Annotated in this window: 20 protein-coding genes and 1 other RNA gene; 20 read left to right on the forward strand and 1 reads right to left on the reverse strand. The window is 62.3% G+C overall.

Annotation, left to right across the window (positions count from 1 at the left end; genetic code table 11):
• On the forward strand, positions 1 to 219 hold a 219-nt coding region (locus tag H0V78_02625), incomplete at its 5' end, for a catalase (protein MBA2350703.1).
• A 160-nt stretch (positions 220 to 379) separates the two neighbouring features.
• Here the strand turns inward: H0V78_02625 and H0V78_02630 are convergent.
• Complete coding sequence (locus H0V78_02630) at positions 380 to 892, reverse strand: DUF1269 domain-containing protein (GenBank protein MBA2350704.1); 513 nt, start codon at positions 890 to 892, stop codon at positions 380 to 382.
• Positions 893 to 1,258: 366 nt separating this feature from the next.
• Between H0V78_02630 and rnpB the strand changes: the two genes are divergently transcribed.
• From rnpB to H0V78_02725, 19 genes are all read left to right on the forward strand, one after another.
• An RNA gene (gene rnpB / locus H0V78_02635) (RNase P RNA component class A) lies at positions 1,259 to 1,803 on the forward strand.
• A 301-nt stretch (positions 1,804 to 2,104) separates the two neighbouring features.
• Positions 2,105 to 2,551 (forward strand): division/cell wall cluster transcriptional repressor MraZ, encoded by a 447-nt coding sequence (gene mraZ / locus H0V78_02640; protein ID MBA2350705.1) that lies wholly within the window; start codon positions 2,105 to 2,107, stop codon positions 2,549 to 2,551.
• Positions 2,548 to 3,504: a 16S rRNA (cytosine(1402)-N(4))-methyltransferase RsmH gene (rsmH, locus tag H0V78_02645; GenBank protein MBA2350706.1), complete on the forward strand. Its 957-nt coding sequence runs from the start codon at positions 2,548 to 2,550 to the stop codon at positions 3,502 to 3,504. The genes mraZ and rsmH overlap by 4 nt, the downstream gene beginning before the upstream one ends.
• A 1-nt stretch (position 3,505) precedes the next feature.
• A complete protein-coding gene (ftsL, locus tag H0V78_02650; protein MBA2350707.1) occupies positions 3,506 to 3,793 on the forward strand; it encodes a cell division protein FtsL in 288 nt (95 codons plus the stop codon).
• A gap of 20 nt (positions 3,794 to 3,813) precedes the next feature.
• Positions 3,814 to 5,553, forward strand: coding sequence for a penicillin-binding protein 2 (locus tag H0V78_02655; GenBank protein ID MBA2350708.1), 1,740 nt, complete (start codon positions 3,814 to 3,816; stop codon positions 5,551 to 5,553).
• Positions 5,554 to 5,739: 186 nt separating this feature from the next.
• Complete coding sequence (locus H0V78_02660; GenBank protein MBA2350709.1) at positions 5,740 to 7,257, forward strand: UDP-N-acetylmuramoyl-L-alanyl-D-glutamate--2,6-diaminopimelate ligase; 1,518 nt, start codon at positions 5,740 to 5,742, stop codon at positions 7,255 to 7,257.
• Positions 7,254 to 8,672 (forward strand): UDP-N-acetylmuramoyl-tripeptide--D-alanyl-D-alanine ligase, encoded by a 1,419-nt coding sequence (locus tag H0V78_02665; protein ID MBA2350710.1) that lies wholly within the window; start codon positions 7,254 to 7,256, stop codon positions 8,670 to 8,672. The genes H0V78_02660 and H0V78_02665 overlap by 4 nt, the downstream gene beginning before the upstream one ends.
• Positions 8,673 to 8,745: 73 nt before the next feature.
• Complete coding sequence (locus tag H0V78_02670) at positions 8,746 to 9,831, forward strand: phospho-N-acetylmuramoyl-pentapeptide-transferase (protein MBA2350711.1); 1,086 nt, start codon at positions 8,746 to 8,748, stop codon at positions 9,829 to 9,831.
• Positions 9,832 to 9,841: 10 nt separating this feature from the next.
• Entirely contained in the window at positions 9,842 to 11,353 is a 1,512-nt protein-coding gene (locus tag H0V78_02675; GenBank protein ID MBA2350712.1) for a UDP-N-acetylmuramoyl-L-alanine--D-glutamate ligase, read from the forward strand.
• Complete coding sequence (gene ftsW, locus H0V78_02680; protein ID MBA2350713.1) at positions 11,335 to 12,492, forward strand: putative lipid II flippase FtsW; 1,158 nt, start codon at positions 11,335 to 11,337, stop codon at positions 12,490 to 12,492. The genes H0V78_02675 and ftsW overlap by 19 nt, the downstream gene beginning before the upstream one ends.
• Positions 12,489 to 13,583 (forward strand): undecaprenyldiphospho-muramoylpentapeptide beta-N-acetylglucosaminyltransferase, encoded by a 1,095-nt coding sequence (murG, locus tag H0V78_02685; protein ID MBA2350714.1) that lies wholly within the window; start codon positions 12,489 to 12,491, stop codon positions 13,581 to 13,583. Before ftsW ends, murG begins: the two co-directional genes overlap by 4 nt.
• Positions 13,580 to 13,726, forward strand: coding sequence for a hypothetical protein (locus H0V78_02690; GenBank protein MBA2350715.1), 147 nt, complete (start codon positions 13,580 to 13,582; stop codon positions 13,724 to 13,726). The genes murG and H0V78_02690 overlap by 4 nt, the downstream gene beginning before the upstream one ends.
• Before the next feature lie 40 nt (positions 13,727 to 13,766).
• Positions 13,767 to 15,239 carry a UDP-N-acetylmuramate--L-alanine ligase gene (locus tag H0V78_02695; GenBank protein MBA2350716.1) on the forward strand — a complete coding sequence of 491 codons (1,473 nt, stop codon included), beginning with the start codon at positions 13,767 to 13,769 and terminating at the stop codon, positions 15,237 to 15,239.
• A 47-nt stretch (positions 15,240 to 15,286) separates the two neighbouring features.
• Positions 15,287 to 16,432, forward strand: coding sequence for a UDP-N-acetylmuramate dehydrogenase (murB, locus tag H0V78_02700; GenBank protein ID MBA2350717.1), 1,146 nt, complete (start codon positions 15,287 to 15,289; stop codon positions 16,430 to 16,432).
• A gap of 317 nt (positions 16,433 to 16,749) precedes the next feature.
• Complete coding sequence (locus H0V78_02705) at positions 16,750 to 17,673, forward strand: D-alanine--D-alanine ligase (GenBank protein ID MBA2350718.1); 924 nt, start codon at positions 16,750 to 16,752, stop codon at positions 17,671 to 17,673.
• Positions 17,663 to 18,415, forward strand: a complete 753-nt coding sequence (locus tag H0V78_02710) for a cell division protein FtsQ/DivIB (GenBank protein MBA2350719.1) — start codon at positions 17,663 to 17,665, stop codon at positions 18,413 to 18,415. Before H0V78_02705 ends, H0V78_02710 begins: the two co-directional genes overlap by 11 nt.
• Complete coding sequence (ftsA, locus tag H0V78_02715) at positions 18,412 to 19,671, forward strand: cell division protein FtsA (protein ID MBA2350720.1); 1,260 nt, start codon at positions 18,412 to 18,414, stop codon at positions 19,669 to 19,671. Before H0V78_02710 ends, ftsA begins: the two co-directional genes overlap by 4 nt.
• Before the next feature lie 60 nt (positions 19,672 to 19,731).
• Complete coding sequence (gene ftsZ, locus H0V78_02720) at positions 19,732 to 20,895, forward strand: cell division protein FtsZ (protein MBA2350721.1); 1,164 nt, start codon at positions 19,732 to 19,734, stop codon at positions 20,893 to 20,895.
• Between the two features lie 148 nt (positions 20,896 to 21,043).
• Positions 21,044 to 21,955 carry a UDP-3-O-acyl-N-acetylglucosamine deacetylase gene (locus H0V78_02725; protein ID MBA2350722.1) on the forward strand — a complete coding sequence of 304 codons (912 nt, stop codon included), beginning with the start codon at positions 21,044 to 21,046 and terminating at the stop codon, positions 21,953 to 21,955.
• Positions 21,956 to 21,962: the final 7 nt, after the last annotated feature.

The following is a 21,962-nucleotide window of genomic DNA, read 5'->3' on the forward strand; positions in this document are numbered from 1 at the left end:
CGCGACGGCAACGACGATTACATGCAGCCCGGCAACCTGTTCCGCGTGATGCCCAGGGATGCGCAGCAACGCTTGATTCAGAACATCGTCAAAGCAATGTCGACCGTCGATCGCTACATCCAGGAACGCATGGTGCAGCATTTTTATAAGGCCGACCCCGCTTACGGCGGCGGTATTGCCGTGGGTCTGGGCATCGATCTGCAAAAACTCGCTGCGTAATTACCGAGACGTTCCACATGGTGTGGTAAAAACGGTTAGCCATTCGGCTAGCCGTTTTTTTGGTATCGCGAACCGTTTTGAGCATCGCGAAGCGTTTCTTTGCATCGCGGGCTGAATGCCGCCGCGACCTGAATTGGCCCTCAGTCGGCCGAGTCGGCCATCACGGAAAAGCCGGTATGGTCGGTTCGACGCCGCCGGATACGGCTTCCGGATGACGTTTTTCGACCAGATCCCGCGTCACCGCGACTTGGTACAGCGGCACGTCGACCATCATCAGCACCTGGCCGCGTTCGATCGCGGCTGCGAACGATTTCAGCCGCGAATTCGGAATCGCGCTGGCAACCATGCTGGACACCCAGGTTCCAAAAAGCGCGCCGACAATCGCGGCCAGCAACAAGGCGCCGAGTTGCAAATGCACGCCTTCCGGCGGAAACAGCAAGACCAGTGCACCGCCGATAACGCCGGAAATCGCACCGATCGCCAGACCCATCTCCGCGCCGTGAATGACGTCGGTTTTTTGCAATACATTGGCTTCCGGCAGATCGCCCAACGCAATATCGGGCTTGGCGAGAAAGTGCACGCGCCGTTCCTCGATGCGCGCGAGCAGTAAATCGTTCAGCATCTGGTTCGCGCTTTCCGTATTCGGCAACAGAAAATAAAGTCGTCGTCTCATGATGCCCTCCTTTCGAGGGCCCGAAATGACTAGGGTTAGGTCGGCCCTCGAGTCCGGTTTAGTCCAATGACGCGGGCAAGTCAAGATGTCCGGAAGGAAAAAGCCGAACTCCGCGGGCATGGCTGCCTCGGGCCTCGTGTCATCCGCAAGTAAGTTGCCTAATTCGCCGTTCGCCCCCCGACTAAAGCATTCGAGGGCAGGCTCTGAGCCTGTCGAAAGGCCACCGTCGTTCATGGTTCGACGGGGCTCAGCACGAACGGTGGAAAATAAACAAATTATTCGCGAGACACAACAAAAGCGTCGGCGCCGCAACCAGAGGGCCGGTCAGATTTGAACGATCAACCGCCGCTTTGTTACAATCGGACAGAAGCTGGCCAGACAGTCGCTGTGCGGTTCGCCGCATAGAGGAAAGTCCGGGCTCCAGAGAGCAAGGATGCCGGCTAACGGCCGGACGCCGCGAGGCGATGGAAAGTGCCACAGAAAAGAAGGACTTCAGAGAAGACTAACCCGCGCAAGCAGGTTATGTCGGAACTAAAGTCCTTTAAGAAGGGCGGGCGACCGCTTTTCTTATACCGCCGATGGCTACGCTGACTTTGCAGCCGCGAGGCCGCAAAGTCGCGCTCGCGTAAAGCGGGCAGGGCGAAGATCAGGCAAGGGTGAAAAGGTGACAGGCGGATTTTCGCCTGATGGTGACCGCAAAGCGGGTGCCATGGTAAGAGCTCACCGCGTTGCTGGTAACAGCGACGGCAGGGCAAACCCCATCCGGAGCAAGGCCAAATAGGGAAGCGACAGCGTGGCTCGCGCTGCTTCCGGGTAGGCTGCTAGAGCGCGCCGGTAACGGCGCCCCCAGAGAAATGACTGTCATGGGGATTCGTCCCTAACAGAACCCGGCTTATCGGCCAGCTTCTCCTCCTTTGATTATCCGCAGCAACCCCTGTTGCGCGCTTTTCACACCTCCAACGCCGCGCGCAAGCCTCCGTATCAATGCAGACCGAGGTTCCCACTTCGCTTCGATTCCTCTCCTATCACTTTAAATATTAAGCATTAATCAAAGCCCGAGCGGCGCTCAAAGCAGCTTCAGAAGCATTCCCTAAGTCTTTGTCGTACCAAGCGAAATTTTCGCTGTTCCGCTTGACCACCCCATATGATTTAACTATAGTGGGATCAGGTGGTGCAAAGTGGTAAAAAGTGGGAATACGTCCAGGGGGGACAATGTTTCACGGTCTCGCGCATCTCAATCTCGATAGCAAAGCGAGGCTCGCCATACCTGCGGAGTACCGCGATGCGTTGATCGTGCAATGCGAAGGACGCCTCGTGTTGACCGCCGACCCCAGTCGCTGCGTGCTGGTTTATCCGGAACCCGAGTGGAAACCGGTTCACCAGAAGATCATGGCTTTGTCCGGCCTCCATCCTGTCGTCCGCAGTCTGCAGCGGCTTGTCGGCGGCTATGCAAAAAGCGTTGTTATGGATGCCGCCGGCCGCATTCTAGTGCCGCCGGGGCTGCGCGAATTCGCCAAGCTCGATAAACGCGTCATCATGGTCGGGCAAGGCAACAAGTTCGAATTGTGGGATGCGGAAAGCTGGGCCTCGCAATGCGAACTGGCGCTTGCCCTGAATACCGGGCAAATGCCTGCGGAGCTCGAAGGCTTTTCATTATGAGCGCGCCAAGCGGCGCTGCCGGCAAGCTCGCGCCGGGAACTCATCTCCCCGCCTTGCTGGCCGAGGCGATCGAAGCCTTGCAGGTACATCCGGACGGCATCTACGTCGATTGCACGTTTGGCCGCGGCGGCCACAGCCGGGCAATTCTGCAAAAACTCGGCAGCACGGGGCGCGTCATCGCAATGGATAGTGATGCCGAGGCCATCGCGGCCGCCACCGCCTTCGCCGACGCGCGTCTCACCGTCCTGCACACCGGTTACAGCAACATGACTTCCGCGCTGCAGCGCCGCGGCGTCGAGCACGTCAACGGCATTCTGCTCGACCTCGGCGTATCGTCGCCGCAACTCGACACCGCCGGACGCGGCTTCAGTTTCAGCCTCGACGGCCCGCTTGATATGCGTATGGATCAAAGCCGCGGCGAAACTGCGGCCGAGTGGCTGGCCGTCGCGGACGAATCCGAAATCAGCACCGTACTCAAAACGTTCGGCGAAGAACGCTATGCCAAACGCATCGCTCGCAAAATCGTAGAAGCGCGCGCAGTGCAGCCGATCGCGACAACCGGGGAGTTGGCCGATCTTGTGGCAAAAGCCGTGCCGACGCGCGAACCGCATCATCATCCGGCAACGCGCACCTTCCAGGCGATCCGCATTTATCTGAACCGCGAACTCGAAGAACTGAGCGCCGTGCTGCCGCAGTGCATCGCCATGCTGATGGCATTGGGGCGGCTGGTCGTGATCAGCTTTCACTCACTCGAAGATCGCATCGTCAAACGCTTCATGCGCGACAACGCGCGCGGCGAAGTGATGCCTAGCCGGCTGCCATTGCGCGCTGCCGAGTTGCCGAAACCCAGGCTGCGCGTGATCGGCAAGGCGATACGCGCTTCGGCGGCCGAGCTCGCCATGAATCCGCGCTCGCGCAGCGCCACCCTGCGCGTCGCTGAACGCCTCATCTGACATGGCCAAATTCAATATCTTTCTGCTGATCGTTTGCATCGGCTGCGCGATTGGCGTCGTCACGTCGCAGCACCGCGCACGGACCCTGTATACGGAATTGCAAGAAGAACAGGATCGCTCTCGCCAGTTCGACGTCGAGTGGGGCCAGTTGCAACTCGAGCAAAGCACGTGGGCGACGCACGCGCGCATCGAAAAAATCGCGGTCGAGAAACTGCGGATGCAGGCCCCGCAGCACGCTCCGCAGGCTGGGCGGTTGCAGATGGCGCCGGGGCGAAGCGAAACGCGATGAAGCCTCCTGCCAATCCCGCGATGTCGGCAGTTTCCCTGCGCTTGCCCATCGGCCGCTCACACTTTTTGTTTGCGTTGATCGGTTTCTGGTTCGCGGCGCTTTTGCTGCGCGCGCTTTATCTGCAGGGTTTGCAGAACGATTTCCTGCAGCAGAAAGGCGAATCGCGTTACGCGCGCGTGCTCAGCATCAGCGCCCATCGCGGCGTCATCTCCGATCGCAATAACGAGCTGCTCGCAATCAGCACGCCGCTCGAATCGATCTGGGTGAGCCCGGCTGAAGTGCGTTTGAGCGCTGCTGATCGCAGCCGGCTCGTCAAGCTGCTCGGGCTCGACAGTATCGAAATCAATCGCCGACTCGCCGACACCAGCCGCGAATTTCTGTATCTGAAGCGCCATGTTTCGCCGGAGCGGGCGGCCACAATTGCCGCGCTGAAAATCCCCGGCGTTTTTTCGCAGCGCGAATACAAACGCTTCTATCCGGCTGGCGAAGAACTCGCGCACGTGATCGGTTTCACCGGCATGGACGACAACGGGCAGGAAGGACTGGAACTCGCTTATCAGGACAGCCTGGCCGGCAAGCCCGGCAGCCGGCAGGTGATCAAGGACCGCCGCGGCCACATTATCGAACAGGTCGGAAGCCAGCGTGCGCCGGTCAATGGCGAGGATCTTGCCCTGTCGATCGATCGCAGAATTCAGTACCTCGCGCACCGCGAACTCAAGGCAGCGGTCGCCGCCAATCACGCCAGGGCTGGCGCTGCGATCGTGCTCGATGTCAAGACCGGTGAAGTGCTGGCGATGGCCAACGTGCCGACCTACAACCCGAATAATCGCGGCAAGCTCGACCGCGATCGCACGCGCAATCGCGCGATTACCGATCTGTTCGAGCCGGGTTCGACCTTGAAGCCGTTTACCGTTGCCGCAGTGCTCGAAGCCGGCGCATTCAACGCCGACAGCGTGATCGATGTAGCGCCCGGCTGGTTGCGCATCGGCCGCGCAACGATACGCGATGCGCATCGCCACGACGCGCTGACTGTTGCCCAGGTGATCCAGAAATCGTCGAACGTCGGCTCGGTCAAGCTCGCGCTGTCTTTGCCGCCGCAGGCGCTGTGGGATATTTTTCACGACGTCGGATTCGGCGTTCCGCCGAGTTCCGGCTTTCCCGGCGAAGCGGCCGGCAAGCTGCGCGCGCACAAAAGCTGGAAGCCGATCGAGCACGCGACCATGTCCTACGGCCACGGCATTTCGGTCAGCCTGCTGCAACTGGCGCGCGCCTATACGGTGTTCGCCGCCGATGGCCGGTTGAAGCCGGTTTCATTGATCAAGCTCGATGCGAAGAGCGGCCCGGTCGAGGGCAGGCGGGTGCTGTCGCCGGAAACCGCGAAAGCCGTGCGTGAAATGCTGGAGACCGTCGTGCAGCCCGGCGGCACCGCGCTGAAAGCCCAGATCATGGGCTATCGCGTTGCCGGCAAAACCGGAACCGCGCACAAAGCCGAGAACGGCAGTTACGCCGCCCGCCGCTATATCTCTTCGTTCGTCGGCTTCGCGCCTGCTTCCGACCCGCGGCTGGTGGTCGCCGTGATGATCGATGAGCCTAATGCCGGCCAGCATTTTGGCGGCGCGGTCGCCGCTCCGGTATTCAGTTCCGTCATGAGCGGCGCTTTACGCATGTTATCGGTGGCGCCCGATGCGCCGGCTGGATCGGACGCTCAGGACATCCTGCCGCCGGACGACGAAACGATCGCAATCAAGGAAGAAATCTAGCCGGACCGGCAGTGTCGGGGCGGCAAGCAAGGCGGAAATCAGGTTCCTCGCCTAAGCATCGCAACAATCAGCATCGCAACAATCGGGCAACGACGGCGTGAGACGAGAAGGCGAAGGGTGCGGACAGGCGGCTGGCGCGGCTGATGCGACAGATGTGCTGCGGTCGCGCCCGGCGAAAGGTACAACATGACGCCATTCAACCTTCAGCAGATCGATTCCACGATACGCGAGCTTGGCATTGTTCTGCATAGTCTGGCCACGGATAGTCGGCGTGTGCGGCCCAGCGACACGTTTATCGCCTGCCCCGGTGAGATCAGCGACGGCCGCGAATTTATCGGTCAGGCGATTGCAGCCGGCGCCATCGCGGTGCTGTGGGAAAGCGGCGACGGCTTCCTGTGGGATCCGGCCTGGCGCGTGCCGCAGCTTGGCATTGCCGGACTGCGCCGCCATTGCGGCGAAATCGCCGCGCATGTTTACGGCAATCCGTCGCGGCAGATGCGCACGATAGGCGTGACCGGAACCAACGGTAAAACCTCATGCAGCCACTGGATTGCCCAGGCGCTGACTCGGCTTGGCCGCAAAACCGCGGTGATCGGGACCCTGGGCGCCGGCTTTCCCGGCCAGCTACGGGCTGGCACGCATACGACGCCCGATGCCGTCGCCCTGCAAAAACTGCTGGCCGAATACCAGCGGCAGGGCGCCGAATGCGCTGTCATGGAAGCGTCTTCGCACGGCCTTGCCCAGCATCGGCTCAATGGCGTTGCCTTCGACACCGCGCTGTTCACCAATCTGACCCGCGATCACCTCGATTATCACGGCGATATGCAGAGTTATGCCGCGGCCAAGGCCGAGCTGTTCCGTTGGCCGGGTTTGCGTCATGCCGTCATCAATCTCGACGATTACTACGGCGCGGCCATCGCGGCCGAGGTCAACCGCTCCGGCGTCGAATTGCTCGGCTATGGTTTCAATGATGCCGCGCTTACCGCGCGCAATTTGCAGTTGACCGCCCAAGGATTGCGTTTCGATGTCATCAGCCCGTTTGGTGAAGCGCGCCTGCAGAGCTGCGCGCTTGGCCGCTTCAATGCGGCAAATCTGCTCGGCGCGCTCGGTGTGCTGCTCGCCGGCGGCGTCGATCTGCACGACGCCGTCAGCGCCCTGGCCGAAGTCGAGCCGGTCGCGGGCCGCCTGCAAATGCTGGGTGGCGGCGACAGTCCGCTGGTCGTCGTCGACTTTGCCCATACGCCGGATGCGCTCGGCAAGGCGCTCGCGGCATTGCGCGAACTGCTCGACGGCCAACCCGTTATCTGCAGCGAGCAGTCGCACGCGCGCAAGCTGATTTGCGTATTCGGCTGCGGCGGCGACCGCGATCGCGGCAAACGCCCGATCATGGCCGAAGTCGCAACCAGGCTGGCGGACCAGGTCATCGTCACCAGCGACAACCCGCGCTTCGAGAAGCCGCGCGCCATCATCGACGAAATCATGGCCGGCGCCAGCACCGGCGTGGCCCAGGTGTTCGAAGACCGTGCTGTCGCAATCGCCGAAGCGATCCACACCGCGCATTGCGGCGACATCGTGCTGATTGCCGGCAAGGGCCACGAGGAATATCAGGAAATCAATGGCGTGCGCCTGCCGTTCAGCGACGTCGCCGTCGCCCGCCGCGGACTGGGTGGGCGTGAACAGCACACCTGCCATGGTTCCCTATGATGAGTCTGCGCGAAGCTGCGGAGGCGATCGGCGCACCGCGGGGCGCATCACGGCACGGCGCCGATGTCGTGTTCACACGCGTGCATACCGATAGCCGCACGACGCTGCCCGGCGATTTGTTCATCGCTTTGCGCGGCGAGCGTTTCGATGCCGCGCAGTTCCTCGGCGAAGCGCGGAAAAAGGGCGCGGTGGCGGCGCTGATTGGGGAAGGCGGGTCGGAGGTCGGGCAGGCGGAAGACAGCGCCAGCGAATTTCCACTGCTGCTCGTCGACGATGCCCGGCTCGCGCTCGGCAAGCTCGCCGCCTACTGGCGCGGCAAGTTCGCCATACCGCTGGTCGCTTTGACCGGCAGCAACGGCAAGACCACGGTCAAGGAAATGCTGGCTTCCATCCTTCGCTCCGCCGGCCGGACGAATGCGCCGGCCGCGGATTCCGCCGCTGCCGATTCCGTACTCGCGACGCGCGGCAATCTGAACAACGATATCGGCATGCCGCTCACTTTGCTCGGGCTGCGCGCTTCGCAGCGCTACGCGGTGATCGAAATGGGCATGAATCATCCCGGCGAAATTTCTTATCTGAGCCGCCTGGCAAAGCCGGATGTTGCGCTGGTCAACAACGCTGCCGCGGCGCATTTGGAAGGGCTCGGCAGCGTCGAATCCGTGGCGCGCGCCAAAGGCGAAATTTTCGAAGGACTGCAGGATGGCGGTATCGCCGTCATCAACGCCGACGACGTGCATGCGCCGCTCTGGCGCGAGATGGCAGGCTCGCGCCGCACGCTCGATTTCGGCCTCGACGCGAGCGCAGAAATCAGCGCGCGCTACGCACCGAGCGGCGAAGGCAGCGACATCGTCATGCGGACGCCCCGTGGCGAAGTCACGACGCGGATTAGCGTGCCCGGCGCGCATAACGTCAGGAATGCGCTGGCCGCCAGCGCCGCCGCCATTGCCTTGAACATCAATGGTGCAGACATCGCCACCGGATTGCGCGAATTTTCCGGCGTCAAGGGCCGATTGCAGCGCAAACCGGCGCGGCGCGGCGCGATGCTGATCGACGACAGCTACAACGCCAATCCGGCGTCGATGCGCGCAGCCATTGCCGTACTGGCCGCAGCGCCCGGCAAGAAAATTTTCGTGCTCGGCGATATGGGCGAATTGGGCGGCGACGCCGAGGCGATGCATGCGGCGCTCGGTGTCGATGCGCGCGCGGCCGGCATCGACCGCCTGTTCGCGTTGGGCGAACTGAGCCGCGCGGCCGTCGCGCGCTACGGCGCGGGCGCGCAGCATTTCGACGACATCGATGGGCTGGTCGCGGCGCTGGAATGCGAGCTTGCGCCCGGCGCGACCTTGCTGATCAAAGGCTCGCGCTTCATGAGAATGGAGCGCGTGGTCGAGGCGCTGCAGGAGAGCGGAAAATGAGGCGCGATTCGATCGATTTCCTCCTGCCCGAAAGCGCAGCCAGGCCGGATTTCCGTTCAAGGGAGCGCCTCTGATGCTGCTTTCGGTTGCCCAATGGCTGGCCGAAGACATTCGCGCATTCAATGTATTCACCTACATCACGCTGCGCGCCGTGCTTGCGACCTTGACCGCACTGGTGATCTCGTTCGTGGTCGGGCCGACCATGATCCGCAAGCTGACCGCCTACAAGATCGGCCAGGCAGTGCGCGATGACGGCCCGCAGACGCATCTGATCAAAAGCGGCACGCCGACCATGGGCGGCGCGCTGATTCTGGTATCGATCATCATCACGACGCTGTTGTGGGCCGATCTGACAAATCGGCTGGTGTGGGTCGTGCTGCTCGTGCTGATCGGTTTCGGCGCGATCGGTTGGGTCGACGATTACCGCAAGGTCGTGCACCGCAATCCGAAAGGCCTGTCGATGCGCGACAAATATTTCTGGCAATCGGTGATCGGTCTCGGCGCCGCTGCTTACCTGGCGTTCTCGACCTCGCTGCCGGCGCAAACCGAATTCATCGTGCCGTTTTTCAAACAGGTCGCGTATCCGCTCGGCGCCATCGGATTTTTGCTCGTCAGCTATTTGGTTATCGTCGGCACCAGCAACGCGGTCAATCTGACCGACGGCCTCGACGGCCTCGCCATCATGCCGACGGTGATGGTCGGCAGCGCCCTGGGCGTATTCGCCTACGTCGCCGGTCATGCCGTGTTCTCGAAATACCTGGGCTTTCCGTATATTCCCGGCGCCGGCGAACTCACCGTGTTCTGCGCCGCGCTCGCCGGCTCGGGGCTGGCGTTTCTCTGGTTCAACGCCTACCCCGCCGAAGTATTCATGGGCGACGTCGGCGCGTTGGCGCTGGGCGCAGCACTCGGCGTACTGGCGGTGATCGTGCGCCAGGAAATCGTGCTGTTCGTGATGGGCGGCGTGTTCGTCGTCGAAACGCTGTCGGTGGCGCTGCAAATTGCGTCGTTCAAGCTGACCGGCAAACGCATTTTCCGCATGGCGCCGCTGCATCATCACTATGAGCTGAAAGGGTGGAAGGAGAATCAGGTCGTCGTGCGCTTCTGGATCATCACCATGATGCTTGTCCTGGTTGGTTTGTCCACATTGAAATTGCGCTGATCGCCCGAACGTGAATTTCGTCAACAATCTCGCCAACAAAAACGCGCTTGTGCTGGGCCTTGGCGATACCGGCTGGTCGCTGGTGCGCTGGTTGTCGCGGCAAGGCGCGCGGGTTCGCGTTGCCGATACGCGCGCGGAGCCGCCGCGACTCGCCGATTTGCGCCGCGCGTTTCCGGCGATCGACGTAGAGTGTGGTGTGTTCGCGGGAAACAGCTTCGAGGACATCGATCTGATCGCGATCAGCCCAGGCGTACCGATCGATGATGCGCTGATCGGACGAGCGCGCGCGCGCCGGGTTGCGGTGGTCGGCGACATCGAGCTATTCGCGCAAGCCCTGGCGCGATTGCCGCCCCGGCAGAAGCCGAAAATTCTCGCGGTCACAGGTTCCAACGGCAAAACCACCGTGACCGCGATGCTCGGCGCGATGTGCCGCGCTGCCGGCCTCAAAACCGAAGTCGCCGGCAATATCGCGCCGCCGGCGCTCGATGCGCTGATGCGCTGCGAGGACCAAGGCTCGCTGCCGCAGGTATGGGTGCTCGAGCTTTCCAGCTTTCAGCTCGAGACGACGGCGAGCCTGAACGCCGATGCCGCGGTCGTGCTGAACCTCAGCGAAGACCATCTCGATCGCTACGCCGGCATGCGCGCTTACGCCGCCGCCAAGGCGCGAATTTTTCAGGGCAGCGGCATTCAGGTGCTGAACCGCGACGATGACTATGTCGTGGCGATGAAAATCGCCGGCCGCCGGCACATCACCTTCAGCCTCGCCGCGCCGGCCAGCGACGACGAGTTCGGCGTGATCGAGCGCGTGACTGATCGTGTAACTGAGCGCGCCGTCGAACGCGCAGTTGATCCCGCAGCTAATCCTGTTCATACACGCTGGCTGGCAAAAGGCGAGATGCGCCTGCTCGGTCTCGATGAGCTGCGGGTCGCCGGTTTGCACAACGCCGCCAACGCACTCGCCGCGTTCGCGTTGTGCCGCGCGATTGACCTGCCGCTCGCGCCGCTGCAGGAGGCGCTGCGCGAATTCAAAGGGCTGCCGCATCGCGTCGAAAAAGTCGCCGAGATCGCCGGCGTCACTTTTTACGACGACTCGAAAGGAACCAACGTCGGCGCGACCGTGGCTGCGCTGAACGGGCTTGGCCAAGGCGTCGCCGGCGGCGGCCGTATCGTGCTGATCGCCGGCGGCGACGGCAAGGGCCAGGATTTCGCGCCGCTGGCACAACCGGTACACCAGCACGCACGCGCCGTCGTGCTGATCGGCCGCGACCGTGACCGGCTCGCCGCCGCGTTTGCCGCGACCTCCGTCGATTTGCGGCGCGCCGACGATATGCAACAGGCCGTCGAGCTGGCGTTCGAGACGGCGCATTGCGGCGACGCCGTGCTGCTGTCGCCGGCGTGCGCGAGCTTCGACATGTTTCGCGATTATCGCCATCGCGCCGAAGCGTTTTGCGCGGCAGTCGAACATCTGCGCGCAGTGCGATCCGTCGAAAACCGGGAAAAGAAATGCTCAACCCGGCGCTGAAAAGACCTGCTGTCGGCGACTACGACCAGACTCTGGCGTGGATCAGCCTGATCCTGCTCGGCATCGGGCTCGTGATGGTTTATTCGGCGTCGATCGCCATTGCCGAAGCCGGCAGGTTGACGGCGCGGCAGCCGGCTTATTATCTGATCCGGCACACCGCGTATCTCGCGTTCGGACTGTTTTTAGGCCTGCTCGCGTTCCAGTTTCCGATGCGCGTGTGGCAAAAGCTTTCGCCGGCGCTGTTCGTATTCGGCGCGCTGTTGCTGGTCATCGTGCTGATTCCCGGCATCGGCCGCGAAGTGAACGGCAGCCGGCGCTGGCTGCCTTTCGGCCTCGTCAGTTTGCAGCCATCGGAATTCATGAAGCTGTTCGTGGTGATCTACGCCGCCGACTACACGGTGCGCAAAGCCGGCCACATGCACAGCGTGCGCAAAGGTTTTTTGCCGATGCTGGCGGTGATGCTTTTTATAGGCGGCCTGCTGCTGGCCGAGCCGGATTTCGGCGCGTTCGCGGTCATCACGGTGATCGCGATGGGCATCTTATTTCTCGGCGGCATGAACTGGAAGCTTTTTGCCGGATTGATTGCGACGCTCGCGGCAGGGTTCGTCTCGCTGATCGTCAGTTCGCCGTACCGGCTGCAGCGTGTCGTCAATTTCACGGACCCCTGGTCCGATCCCTATGGCAAGGGCTATCAACTGAGCCACGCGCTGATCGCTTTCGGCCGCGGCGAATGGCTGGGCGTCGGCCTCGGCGGCAGCATCGAGAAGCAGTTTTATCTTCCCGAAGCGCATACCGATTTCCTGCTGGCAATCATCGCCGAGGAACTTGGGTTCGCCGGCGTCGCGCTGGTCATCGGCTTATTCGCATGGCTCGTGCTGCGCGCTTTTTCGATTGGGCGGCAAGCCGCGACGCTCGAACGCTATTTTTCATCGCTGGTCGCGCAAGGCATCGGCTTGTGGCTTGGCGTGCAGGCGATCATCAACATGGGCGTCAACATGGGCGTGCTGCCGACCAAAGGCCTGACCCTGCCCTTGCTGAGCTTCGGCGGCAGCGCGATAGCCGCCAACTGCATAGCGCTCGCCGTTTTGCTGCGCATCGATCGCGAGAACCGGCAGTTGAAAAAAGGCTACGCTGCATGAACGCGAGCCGCACCATCATGATCATGGCCGGCGGTACCGGTGGTCACGTGTTTCCGGCGCTGGCCGTCGCCGATTTCCTGCGCGACCTCGGCTGGAGCGTGGTCTGGCTCGGAACAAAGCGCGGCATGGAAGCCGATCTGGTGCCGAAGCGCGGCTATGAGATGGCGTGGGTGAATTTTTCCGGCATACGCGGCAAGGGCGTAAAGCGGCTGCTGACCCTGCCGCTGGAACTCTTGATCGCGTTCTGGCAATCGGCGCGCGCGCTATTCCGCCATCGCCCGCACGTCGTGCTCGGCATGGGCGGCTACGTGACCATACCCGGTGGCATGATGGCGTCATTATTCAACAAGCCGCTGGTCATACACGAACAGAACTCTCTGGCCGGCTCGTCGAACCGGGTGCTGGCCAGGCTGGCGGATCGCGTGCTGATCGCTTTTCCGGATGCGCTCCAAGCGCGCTCGGTCATATGGACCGGCAACCCGGTGCGCGCCGATATCGCGTCGCTGCCGATCCCCGAGCAGCGTTTCCAATCCCGCAACGGACCGCTGCGCATCCTGGTCGTCGGCGGCAGCCTTGGCGCGCAGGCGCTGAACGAAACTGTGCCGCGCGCCATACAAATGATCGCGGCAAGCGCGCGGCCATTCGTTACGCATCAGGCCGGCGCCAAACATTTGCAAACCCTGCGCAACCACTATGCCGACGCGGGCGTAACCGCCGAGGCCGAACTGCGCGCATTTATCGAAGACATGGCCGCGGCCTACGGCAATGCCGATCTGGTTATCTGCCGTGCCGGCGCGCTCACCGTTTCCGAACTCGCGGCGGCCGGCGTCGCCAGCGTCCTCGTGCCGTTTCCATTTGCCGTCGACGATCATCAGACGCACAACGCGCGCTTTCTCGCCGACTGCGGCGCCGCGATTCTGATTCCGCAAGCCGAATTCAATCCGCGCCGGCTGGCCGATCTGCTGCTCGGCCTGACCGATGAAAATTTCACGCGCGAAAAGTTGCTCGACATGGCGCGCCGCGCGCGCCAGTTGGCCAAACCCGATGCGACACGTCTGGTCGCAGAAGCCTGCATGGAGGTAGCAAGATGATAACCCGACCCAGTACGCCGACCGTTGCCCGCATGTTCAAACAGATCAAACCCAGCAGCTTGCGCGGCGTGTTCCGCATCGTTCCGCCGCGTTCGGCGCTGAGCAACGCGCTGATGCCACGCATCCCGGCCAAACCGCGGTAGGCGCAACCTCGCGGAATGAAGCAAGAATGAAGTACGAAGAATGAAGCACAAGGTCAAGCGCGTGCACTTCGTCGGCATCGGCGGCTCGGGCATGAGCGGCATCGCCGAGGTGCTGCTGAATCTCGGCTTCGAGGTCAGCGGCTCCGATCTGCACGAGAGCGCGGCGACGCGCCATCTGGCCAGACTGGGCGCGGGAATCTTTTACGGGCACGACGCCAGACACGCCGAACGAGCCGATGTCGTCGTCGTATCGAGTGCCGTACCCGACGACAACCCGGAAGTCGCGGCCGCCCGCGAGCGGCTGATACCGATCGTGCCGCGCGCGTTGATGCTGGCCGAGCTGCTGCGTTTGCGCCAAGGCATCGCGGTCGCCGGCACGCACGGCAAAACCACGACGACCAGCCTGATCGCGAGCGTGCTGGCAGAAGCCGGGCTCGATCCGACCTTCGTCATCGGCGGCCGGCTCGAGAGCGCGGGTTCGCACGCCAAACTCGGCAGCGGCGAATTCATCGTTGTCGAAGCCGACGAATCCGACGCGTCGTTTTTGTATCTGCAACCGGTGCTGGCGGTGATAACCAACATCGACGCCGATCATATGCAGACATATGGTCACGATTTCGCCCGGCTGAAAAATGCCTTCATCGAATTCGTCCGTCATCTGCCGTTCTACGGTATGGCCATCGTCTGCGTCGATGACGCCAATGTGCGCGAAATCATGCCGTCGATCACCAAGCCGTTGACGACCTACGGCATGTCGGAAGCCGCGCACATCCGCGCCGTCGATGTGCGCCATTGCGGCGGGCAGATGCAGTTTCGCGTTCTGCGCAGCGGGTCGGCCGGGTCGGATAAAGCAGCGCATGCCGGAGCGCACATCGCGCGCATTCCGCCGCCGCTCGATATCACCGTCAATCTGCCCGGCGAGCACAACGTGCTGAACGCATTGGCGGCAATCGCGGTTGCGCTCGAGCTGGGTGTCAAGGATGCCGCGATCGTCAGCGCGCTGTCCGGATTCAAAGGCGTTGAGCGGCGCTTTCAGCGTTACCCCGACGTGCCGCTCGCCGATGGCGGCAGCTATACGGTGGTCAACGATTATGGCCACCATCCGGCCGAGATGACGGCGACTCTGGAAGCCGCGCGCGGCGCGTTCCCGGGACGCCGGCTGGTGCTGGCATTCCAGCCGCATCGCTACACGCGGACACGCGACGTGTTCGAAGACTTCGTCAAGGTGCTGTCCGCGGTCGATGTCCTGCTGCTGACTGAAGTCTATGCGGCGGGTGAAGCGCCGATCGTGGCGGCAGATGGCCGCAGCCTGACGCGCGCGGTGCGCGTGCAGGGAAAGGTAGAACCGATTTTTGTCGACGAGGTTGCCGATTTGCCGAACGCCATACGTGCGGTGGTTAAAAGCGGCGACATCGTCATCGTGATGGGGGCGGGCCCGATCGGACGCGTGCCGGAACATCTGTCGGGCAGCGTTGTTGCCGCTCGGCCTGGACTAGCGGGAGGACAGAATTGAAAGCCGCAACAAGGATGCAGGGGAGCATGTTGTTTCACGTATGGGCGATGTCGGATACCAGGCGCCCGCCGGATTCCGGCGCAGCGGGAAAGAACGGAAAAACCGGTTCGCGCTCGACGCACGGCTTCGGCGGAGACAAATCGTTGCGCGGTGAAATCGACGAGCAATTGCTGTGGGCCGAACTCGTCAGGCGGCCGTTGCGCGGCGTGCTGCGCGAGCGCGAACCGATGAGCCGCCATACCAGTTGGCGCGCCGGCGGCATTGCCGATCGTGTCTACCGGCCCGCCGATCTCGCGGATCTCGCGGTATTCATGCGCAGCTTGCCGGAAGGCGAGCCCGTCCATTTCGTCGGCCTCGGCAGCAATCTGTTGGTCCGCGACGGCGGGCTGCGCGGCACCGTGATCCTGCTGCACGGCGGTTTGAAGCAGATGCGCATGATCGCGCGCAACGATGCCAATGAAGCGTGCATCTATACCGAAGCCGGCGTCGCCTCGCCGAAGCTGTCGCGCTTCGCAGCGATGCACAATTTCGAGGGCGCCGAATTTCTTGCGGGAATTCCCGGCACAGTCGGCGGCGCGCTGGCCATGAACGCCGGCTGCTACGGCAGCGAGACGTGGCGGCATGTCGACCGCGTTTTGACCATCGATCGCAAGGGCGAGCTGAGCCAGCGCGACGCCAGCGAATATCGAATTGGCTATCGCGAAGTCGTTCTGCGGACGATTGAAACCGATATAGCGGATGGAAGCGCACCATCCGGCCCCGGCACGGCCTCTGCGAACGCGCAAGACTTTCAGCGCACGGCCGTCCCGCGCATTTCCGATGAATGGTTTGTCGCGGCGTGGTTCAAGTTCGCGCCCAGCAACGGCGAAGTTGCGCGCCGCAAGGTCAAGCACCTGTTACTGACGCGCATCGCGACCCAGCCCTTATCCGAGCCGAATGCCGGATCGGTATTCCGCAATCCGCCGGGCAGCTACGCCGCGCAGTTGATCGAGGATTGCGGGCTCAAGGGATCGCGCTTCGGCGGCGCCATGGTTTCGCCGAAGCACGCCAACTTCATCGTCAACACCGGAACCGCGCGCGCCTCGGACATCGAACGCCTGATCGAAGAATTGCGCGATAGCGTGCTGCGCGAATTCGGCATCCTGCTGAAACCCGAGGTGTGCATCATCGGCGAGAAAAACCATGGCGCGTAGCGTCGGCAAAACTCGCGCAGAGCGGCTGGCTGTTTGCGGGAAGCGCGACGATCGGCCGCCCCTTCATAAAGGTAACGCCGCGTGAAATCGAATCAAAAGGATTTCGGCAAAGTCGGAGTGCTGTTGGGTGGGCGCGCGGACACGTTACCGGCGCAGCGGGGGCACGGACACGTTACTGGCGTAGTCACCCGCTTGCGGGGAGTGCCCCCGAGTTCCGCCTCCCGCCCCGGATCGCTACGCGAACGCCGTGTCGGCGGAACCGCTTGCGGGAAGCGGGCCATAAGGCCGCCGAATTCGAAGTGCCGAGCGAAAACGATATGAAACCTGATCAGAGAGATTTCGGCAAAGTAGGCGTGCTGCTCGGCGGCCTCTCCAACGAGCGCGAAATTTCGCTGAAAAGCGGCAACGCTGTGCTGGCCGCGATGCAGCGCCAGGGCATCGACGCGCATGCGTTCGATCCGCGCGAGCAGGGCATCGACGCCTTGCTCGAACAGCGCTTCGATCGCGTCTTCATCGCGCTGCACGGCCGCTATGGCGAGGACGGCACAATTCAGGGCACGCTCGAAACGCTGGGTATTCCGTACACCGGCAGCGGTGTCATGGCCAGCGCGCTGGCGCTCGACAAATGGCGCACCAAGCTGATCTGGCAAGCCAGCGATATTCCGACGCCGCGCTACGCGATGCTGGACGCGCGCAGCGATTTCGCCGCGATCGCAGCAAAGCTCGGTCTGCCGTTGATCGTGAAACCCGCATCCGAAGGCTCGACCATCGGCCTCAGCAAAGTGACCGACGCCGGCAAACTGGCCGACGCTTATGAGCTTGCCGCCAAACACGACCGTCTGGTGCTCGCCGAGCAATTCATCGCAGGCGCGGAATTGACCGCGGCGATACTCGACGAGACGCCGCTGCCTTTGATCCGCATAGAAGCCGCCGGCGGCTTCTACGATTACGAGGCCAAGTATTTTCGCGACGACACGCGCTATCACTGCCCTTGCGGCTTGCCGGCGGCTCAGGAGCAGGCGATACAAGCGGCGGCGCTGGAGGCTTATCGCGCAGTCGGCTGCAGCGGCTGGGGGCGTGTCGACGTGATGCTCGATGAAACCGGCAAACCCTGGTTTCTCGAAGTCAACACCATACCCGGCATGACCGATCACAGCCTGGTGCCGATGGCGGCGCGCGCTTACGGCCTGAGTTTCGATGATCTGGTGCTGCAAATTCTGGAGGGCGCGCATGTGGGATGACGCCGAAGCGCTGAACGCGGCATCCAACGCGCTGTATGCGCTCGGCGCGTTCCTGCTCGCATACGCGATTTTCAGCGGCATGGCGCAACTGCCGGTATTCGCGCTGCACGAGATTCGGCTGACCGGCAATCTCACCCATGTCTCGCCGCAGCGCGCCGAAGATATCGCGAAGCGGGAATTGCGCGGCAATTTTTTCACTGTCGATCTCGGCGCGGCGCGCGAGGCGTTCGAACAATTGCCGTGGGTGCGCCGCGCCGAGGTGCGTCGTCAGTGGCCGGACCGCCTCGTGGTGAAGCTTGAAGAGCAGGTCGCGCTGGCGCGCTGGAACGGCCGCGACGACAGCGAAGAGGCTTTGGTCAACGTGCACGGCGAGGTTTTTGCAGGCGCAGTGAATGCGGCGGGCGCCATGGGTGCGGCGGACGCAGAGGATGCGGAGCTGCCGGTTTTTTCCGGGCCGCCCGGCAGCGCGGCTGAAATCGCACAACGTTATGCGGCGTTTCGCCAGCAGCTCGCGGCCATCGGCCAGGCTCCCGCGCGCATCGAAATATCGCCGCGCGGCGCATGGATCATCCGGCTCGCCAGCGGTTTGCTGCTGCAGCTCGGCCGCACCGAAATCGAATCGCGGCTCGCCAGGTTTGTTGCAAGTTATGACGAAAGCATAGGGCGTTTCGTGCGTCAGCTCGACTATGTCGATTTGCGCTACGCGAACGGGTTTGCAGTTCATTTACGGAACGAATCATGAAAACAGCCGAGTGGACAACGTTGCACAGAGTGGATCAAAAAAACCTGATCGTCGGGCTCGACATCGGCACCTCGAAGATCGTCGCCGTCGTCGCCGAAATCAAGCCTGAAGGCGGCTTCGAGATTATCGGCATGGGCAGCCACCCGTCGCGCGGTTTGAAGAAGGGCGTCGTGGTGAATATCGAATCGACCGTGACCGCCATCCAGCGTGCGCTGGAAGAAGCCGAGCTGATGGGCGATTGCAAGATCCGCGAGGTTTATACCGGCATCGCGGGTTCGCACATAAAGAGTTTCAATTCACACGGCATGGTCGCGATCAAGGACAAGGAAGTCACCCAGATGGATGTCGAGCGCGTGATCGAAACCGCCAAGGCGGTCAACATTCCGACCGACCAGCAGATCCTGCACATCCTGAATCAGGAATTCATCATCGATGGCCAGGAAGACGTGCGCGAACCGCTCGGCATGAGCGGCATGCGGCTCGAAGTCAAGGTGCATATCGTGACCGGCGCGGTGTCGGCCGCGCAGAACATCATGAAATGCGTGCGCCGCTGCGGACTGGAAGCGCGCGATCTGGTGCTGCAGCCGCTTGCGTCGGCGAATGCCGTGCTGTCCGACGACGAAAAAGATCTCGGCGTGTGCCTCGTCGATATCGGCGGCGGCACGGCCGACATCGCGGTATTCACGCAAGGCGCCATCCGCCATACCGCCGTCATACCGATCGCCGGCGAACAGATCACCAACGACCTCGCGATGGCTTTGCGCACCCCCACCAAGGACGCCGAGGACATCAAGCTGCGCTACGGCTGCGCGCTGCGCCAGCTCGCCGATCCAAAACAGATCATCGAAGTGGCCGGCGTCGGTGAACGCGGCCCGCGGCAGTTGTCGCGGCAGACGCTGGCTGAAGTCATCGAGCCCAGGGTGGAGGAATTGTATTCGCTGATCCAGGCGGAATTGCGGCGCAGCGGCTATGAAGATTTATTGTCGTCGGGAGTCGTCATAACCGGCGGCAGCAGTGCAATGCCGGGAATGGTGGAACTCGGTGAGGAAGTTTTTCACTTGCCGGTCCGCCAAGGAATGCCTAGCTACGCCGGAGCGCTGGCGGAAGTCGTCAAGAACCCGCGCTATTCGACCGCCGTCGGCCTGTTGTGGGCGGCCGAAGCGCACCATCAACGTAACCAGTTGGTCGATCTTCAAAGTAATTCCTTGCAGCGCGTATTCGATCGTATGAGGAGTTGGTTTCAGGGAAATTTCTGAAAAACCGGCGTAAGCAACCCCGCGACCAGGCCGGATTTTATTTCACAAAAGGAGATGAGCATGCCATTCGAAATAGTAGATAACCAGCCGCAGGAAGCAGTCATCAAAGTCATCGGCGTCGGCGGCTGCGGCGGCAACGCCGTCGAGCACATGATTCGCCTGGGTGTGCAGGGCGTCGAATTCATTTGCGCCAATACTGACGCCCAGGCACTGAAGCGCAGCCAGGTGAAAACGCAGTTGCAGCTCGGCGTCAACATCACCAAGGGCCTCGGCGCTGGCGCCAATCCGGACATCGGCCGCGAAGCCGCGCTCGAAGACCGCGAGCGTCTGGCGGAATTGATCGAAGGCGCCGATATGCTGTTTCTGACCGCGGGCATGGGCGGCGGCACCGGCACCGGCGCGGCGCCAGTCGTCGCCGAAATCGCCAAGGAGATGGGCATTCTGACCGTCGCCGTGGTGACCAAGCCGTTTGCGTTCGAAGGCCGCCGCCAGCGTGTCGCGCTCGAAGGATTGAGCCTGCTGGCGCAGCACGTCGACTCGCTGATCATTATTCCGAACGACAAGCTGATGCAAGTATTGGGTGAGGATGTCAGCATGCTCGACGCGTTCCAGGCCGCCAACAACGTGCTGCACGGCGCAGTGGCCGGCATCGCCGAAGTCATCAATTGCCCAGGTACGGTCAACGTCGATTTCGCGGACGTCAAAACCGTGATGTCGGAAATGGGCATGGCGATGATGGGCTCGGCGGTTGCAACCGGCGCCAATCGTGCGCGCGTCGCCGCCGAACAGGCTGTGGCAAGCCCGTTGCTGGAGGATATCAACCTGTCCGGCGCGCGCGGCATCCTGGTCAATATCACGGCCAGCATGAACCTGCGCATGAAGGAAGTGCACGATGTAATGAATACGATCAAGGGCTTTTCCGCCGATGATGCGACTGTCATAGTCGGAACGGTGATCGACGAATCGATGCAGAACGATCTGCGCGTGACCATGGTCGCAACCGGTCTCGGCGCGCCGGTCAATCGCAATCAGTCGAAGCCGTTGACGATGGTGCGGACGGGGACGGATGCGATGCCGATCGGTTCCGGTCTGATCGACTATCAAGAACTCGATACGCCTGCCGTGGTCAGACGGCGGAATCGCGATGCGACGATAGAGGCAATGCGCCAATCCGGTGCGGACATGCTCGATATCCCGACATTTCTGCGCAAACAGGCGGACTAGGAATAGCGTGTATCCGATTGAAGGTGATGTTAAAGCTGGATACGGCGGGGCAGGAACCCTGCAAGGAGGCGCCGTCGCCGTGATAAAATAGTGCCCCCGCGCAGTGCGTCGTGCATTACATCTCGGGCGCGGGTGTCGAGAGCAAATAATGATCAAGCAGCGAACATTGAAGAGCATCGTGCGCGCAACCGGCGTCGGTCTGCACACCGGGCAGAAGGTCTACATGACCTTGCGGCCGGCTGCGGCCAACACCGGCATCGTTTTTCGCCGCACCGATTTCGCCGAGCCGCTCGAAATCAAAGCGGCGCCGTACAACATCCAGGATACGAAATTATGCTCATGCCTGGAGCGCGGCGAGATGCGCGTCGCGACCATAGAACATCTGATGTCGGCGTTCGCCGGGCTGGGCGTCGATAACGCCTACGTCGATCTATCGGCCGGCGAGGTGCCTATTCTCGATGGCAGCGCGGCGCCGTTCGTGTTCCTGCTGCAATCGGCCGGCATCGAAGAGCAGCCGGTCGCGAAAAAGTTTGTCCGCGTATTGCAGCCCGTGCAGGTCGAAGACGGCGACAAATGGGTTCGATTCGAGCCTTACAACGGTTTCAAACTCGATCTGACGATTTCGTTCGACCACCCGGTTTTCGCCAAATCCGGGCAGAGCGCGAGCATCGATTTCGCGAGGACTTCCTACGTGAAGGAAGTCAGCCGCGCGCGCACATTTGGTTTCATGCAGGATGTCGAGAGCATGCGCTCCCAGGGTCTGGCCCAGGGCGGCAGCCTGTCCAATGCCATCGTCATGGACGATTACCGGGTGCTGAACCAGGACGGGCTGCGTTATGACGACGAGTTCGTCAAGCACAAGCTGCTCGATGCGATCGGCGATCTCTATGTGCTCGGTCACCCGCTGATCGGCGCCTTTTCCGGCTATAAATCGGGGCACGCACTGAATAACGCGCTGCTGCGTGCGCTGCTCGAAGATGAAACGGCATGGGAGTATGTGAGCTTCGAGCGCATCGAAGAGGCGCCGGGCTTTTTGCGCCTGCAGACCCAAGCCGCCTGAAATCGCC

The organism is Burkholderiales bacterium, assembly GCA_013695435.1.
Classification (GTDB): domain Bacteria; phylum Pseudomonadota; class Gammaproteobacteria; order Burkholderiales; family JACMKV01; genus JACMKV01.

Bases quoted from the DNA above. Each gene is read 5' to 3' on its own strand.
- H0V78_02630 (MBA2350704.1), bottom strand. From the start codon at position 892: ATGAGACGACGACTTTATTTTCTGTTGCCGAATACGGAAAGCGCGAAC.
- mraZ (MBA2350705.1), top strand. From the start codon at position 2,105: ATGTTTCACGGTCTCGCGCATCTCAATCTCGATAGCAAAGCGAGGCTC.
- rsmH (MBA2350706.1), top strand. From the start codon at position 2,548: ATGAGCGCGCCAAGCGGCGCTGCCGGCAAGCTCGCGCCGGGAACTCAT.
- ftsL (MBA2350707.1), top strand. From the start codon at position 3,506: ATGGCCAAATTCAATATCTTTCTGCTGATCGTTTGCATCGGCTGCGCG.
- H0V78_02655 (MBA2350708.1), top strand. From the start codon at position 3,814: ATGTCGGCAGTTTCCCTGCGCTTGCCCATCGGCCGCTCACACTTTTTG.
- H0V78_02660 (MBA2350709.1), top strand. From the start codon at position 5,740: ATGACGCCATTCAACCTTCAGCAGATCGATTCCACGATACGCGAGCTT.
- H0V78_02665 (MBA2350710.1), top strand. From the start codon at position 7,254: ATGATGAGTCTGCGCGAAGCTGCGGAGGCGATCGGCGCACCGCGGGGC.
- H0V78_02670 (MBA2350711.1), top strand. From the start codon at position 8,746: ATGCTGCTTTCGGTTGCCCAATGGCTGGCCGAAGACATTCGCGCATTC.
- ftsW (MBA2350713.1), top strand. From the start codon at position 11,335: ATGCTCAACCCGGCGCTGAAAAGACCTGCTGTCGGCGACTACGACCAG.
- murG (MBA2350714.1), top strand. From the start codon at position 12,489: ATGAACGCGAGCCGCACCATCATGATCATGGCCGGCGGTACCGGTGGT.
- H0V78_02690 (MBA2350715.1), top strand. From the start codon at position 13,580: ATGATAACCCGACCCAGTACGCCGACCGTTGCCCGCATGTTCAAACAG.
- H0V78_02695 (MBA2350716.1), top strand. From the start codon at position 13,767: ATGAAGCACAAGGTCAAGCGCGTGCACTTCGTCGGCATCGGCGGCTCG.
- murB (MBA2350717.1), top strand. From the start codon at position 15,287: ATGTCGGATACCAGGCGCCCGCCGGATTCCGGCGCAGCGGGAAAGAAC.
- H0V78_02705 (MBA2350718.1), top strand. From the start codon at position 16,750: ATGAAACCTGATCAGAGAGATTTCGGCAAAGTAGGCGTGCTGCTCGGC.
- H0V78_02710 (MBA2350719.1), top strand. From the start codon at position 17,663: ATGTGGGATGACGCCGAAGCGCTGAACGCGGCATCCAACGCGCTGTAT.
- ftsA (MBA2350720.1), top strand. From the start codon at position 18,412: ATGAAAACAGCCGAGTGGACAACGTTGCACAGAGTGGATCAAAAAAAC.
- ftsZ (MBA2350721.1), top strand. From the start codon at position 19,732: ATGCCATTCGAAATAGTAGATAACCAGCCGCAGGAAGCAGTCATCAAA.
- H0V78_02725 (MBA2350722.1), top strand. From the start codon at position 21,044: ATGATCAAGCAGCGAACATTGAAGAGCATCGTGCGCGCAACCGGCGTC.